3 protein-coding genes are annotated in these 2,553 nt (G+C 71.8%); all 3 read left to right on the plus strand.

The features are described from left to right. Window positions 1-1,083 (plus strand): S1C family serine protease (locus tag ACFV5N_RS26930; RefSeq protein WP_385604882.1); only part of this gene is annotated, 1,083 nt, incomplete at its 5' end. Between the two features lie 105 nt (window positions 1,084-1,188). Continuing rightward, on the plus strand, window positions 1,189-1,671 hold the full coding sequence (locus ACFV5N_RS26935) for a sec-independent translocase (RefSeq protein ID WP_385604885.1): 483 nt from the start codon (window positions 1,189-1,191) through the stop codon (window positions 1,669-1,671). A 138-nt stretch (window positions 1,672-1,809) separates the two neighbouring features. After that, the gene (locus ACFV5N_RS26940; protein WP_385604888.1) at window positions 1,810-2,502 is read left to right on the plus strand and encodes a hypothetical protein; all 693 of its coding nucleotides are present in this window, start codon (window positions 1,810-1,812) and stop codon (window positions 2,500-2,502) included. Window positions 2,503-2,553: the final 51 nt, after the last annotated feature.

Raw genomic sequence — 2,553 nt, forward strand, 5'->3', positions numbered from 1 at the left:
GTCGCCATCGCGCTCGCGGCCGGGCTCATCGGCGGCGGGGTCGGGGTCCATCTGGAGCGCGAGGGACAGTTCAGCGAGGTACGGCTGCCGCAGGCCGCCGGTTCCGAGCGGGCGTCGGCCGAGCCGGGCAGCATCGCCGGGATCGCAGAGGCCGCTCTCCCCGGCGTGGTCACCCTGCATGTGCGGGGCGGCGGCTCGGCCGGGACCGGGACCGGGTTCGTCATCGACGACCGGGGCCACATCCTCACCAACGCCCATGTGATCCGGCCCGCGGTCGGCAGCAACGGCGCGATACAGGTCACCTTCAACAGCGGCGACACCGCCGCCGCCGAGATCGTCGGCCAGGACGCCGGCTACGACCTGGCCGTCGTCAAGGTCACCGGCGTCTCCGGGCTCACCCCGCTGCCGCTCGGCGATTCCGACAGCGTCCGGGTCGGCGACCCCGTCGTCGCGATCGGCGCGCCCTTCGACCTGGCGGGCACCGTCACCTCCGGCATCATCAGCGCCGTCAACCGGCCGATCACCGCCGGTGGCGAGGAGTCGGACGGCTCGGACATCTCCTACGTGAACGCCCTCCAGACCGACGCCCCCATCAACCCGGGGAACTCCGGCGGACCGCTGGTGGACCTCGACGGCCGGGTGATCGGGATCAACAGCGCGATCCGGGCGCCCGAGTCCGGCGGGTTCGAGGGAGGCCAGGCGGGCAGCGTCGGCCTCGGGTTCGCCATACCGATCAACCAGGGCAAGGACATCGCCGAGCAGCTCATCAACACCGGACGCGCCACCCACCCCGTCATCGGGGTGACGCTCGACCTCGGCTACCGGGGCAGCGGTGCCCGCGTGGGCACGGCGGCCGGCAACGACAGCGGCAACGCCGTCGAGCCGGGCGGCCCCGGTGACCTCGCCGGGCTCCGCGAGGGCGACGTCATCACGGCGGTCGACGGCCAGCGGGTCCGCAGCGGCGACGAACTGATCGTCAAGATCCGCAGCCACCGCCCCGGCGACACGCTCGTGCTCACCGTGGAGCGGGACGGCGAGGAACAGGAGGTTCCGGTCACGCTGGGTGAGGCGGCGGGCGGCTGAGTGTGATGTGGCCCTCTGTTTACCGTCCGATGGCGCCCCGCGCCTCCCGCCCCGCCCGCGCGGCCGGTACCGTGGCCTCGTCCGGACACGTGAGGGAGCGGCCAGGTGTTCTTTGATATCGGGTCACTGGAATTCCTGGTGATCATCGTGCTGGCGATCCTGGTCTTCGGGCCGGAGAAGCTGCCGAAGATGATCCAGGACGCCGCCCGGATGATCCGCAAGCTCCGGGATTTCTCCGACAGCGCCAAGAACGACATCCGTTCCGAGCTGGGCCCCGAATTCAAGGATTTCGAGTTCGAGGACCTGAACCCCAAGCGGTTCGCGCAGAAGCACCTGCTGGACAAGAACGATTCCTACGGCCTCCAGGAACTGCGGGACAGTCTGGACGTCCGCAAGGAGCTGACCGAGGTCGCCGACTCCGTGAACGGCCGGGCCCCGCGCCGTACCCCCGCCTCGGGCAAGGTGGAGCTGGCCAAGACCGGCGGTACCCCGGTGGACCTCGGCAAGCCCGGCGACACGGCGCGCTCCGCCCCCGCGGGCGCCGCGGGGGACGACGCGCCCCCGCCGTTCGACGCCGACGCCACCTGACCGGGTGGATTCACCCCGCTTGTAGGTCATATGGGCCCACCGGTCCATCGACCCTGCCCACCTGCCAGGACGCTGATGGCTATCCTCCCTATGTCCGGGGTGTGCCCAGGACGAGGGCAATGAGGAGGCGTCGCGCAGATGGAGACGACGAGTCGGGCAGAACCGCAGGACGCCATGGGCGACCCGGGGCCGTCCGGGTCCGGGGAGCAGGACGCGCCCCAGGCGGTCCCCGGGGCGCGCCGTGCGGCGGTGGACGGGTTTCTGCTGGCCGGGTTCCCCTGGTACGGGCTCGATGAGGCGTTCACCGGCCCGCGCTGGCTGATGCAGGTGGGCACTGCCACCGATGGCACCGTCGAACACGGCTCCACGGGCCACGGCGACGAGCCGTCCCTGCTCACCGAGCTGGGGCAGGAGGAGCAGCGCTTCACGGTGGTGGTGACGGTGGCGTCCCGCCCGGTGCGGCGCAGCCCGGACGGTACCGGGGTGCTGGAGGCCACGTCGGTGACCTCGGCGGCCTGGCTGGCCGGGGCGGGGCTGCTGGCCGGCACCTGGCCGGCCCAGATGGAGCGAGCGCTGCGCCAGGACTGGCTGGACCAGCAGACGGCGATCGCCTGGGAGCTGGCGAACGACCTGGACGGCGGAGCCTGGTCGATCCTCCAGCTGCCGGTGGACGGCGTGCAGACCGATTTCCACTACCGGGAGTCGGAGTACGGGTGGGTGCTGGCCGCCGCCGCCCGGGACGGCGGCGTGCACATCGGCGCGTACGGGCGCGGGATGAGCGCGTACGGCCTCGGGTTCTCGGTGATCAAGGACCTGGAGAGCTACACCTAGGCCGTCTCTTTCGGATCTTCGTGGATCGGGCCGCGTTGTCGGATGCGGTGC

The sequence above is a fragment of the Streptomyces sp. NPDC059853 genome, from assembly GCF_042731495.1.
In the GTDB taxonomy this organism is placed as follows: domain Bacteria; phylum Actinomycetota; class Actinomycetes; order Streptomycetales; family Streptomycetaceae; genus Streptomyces.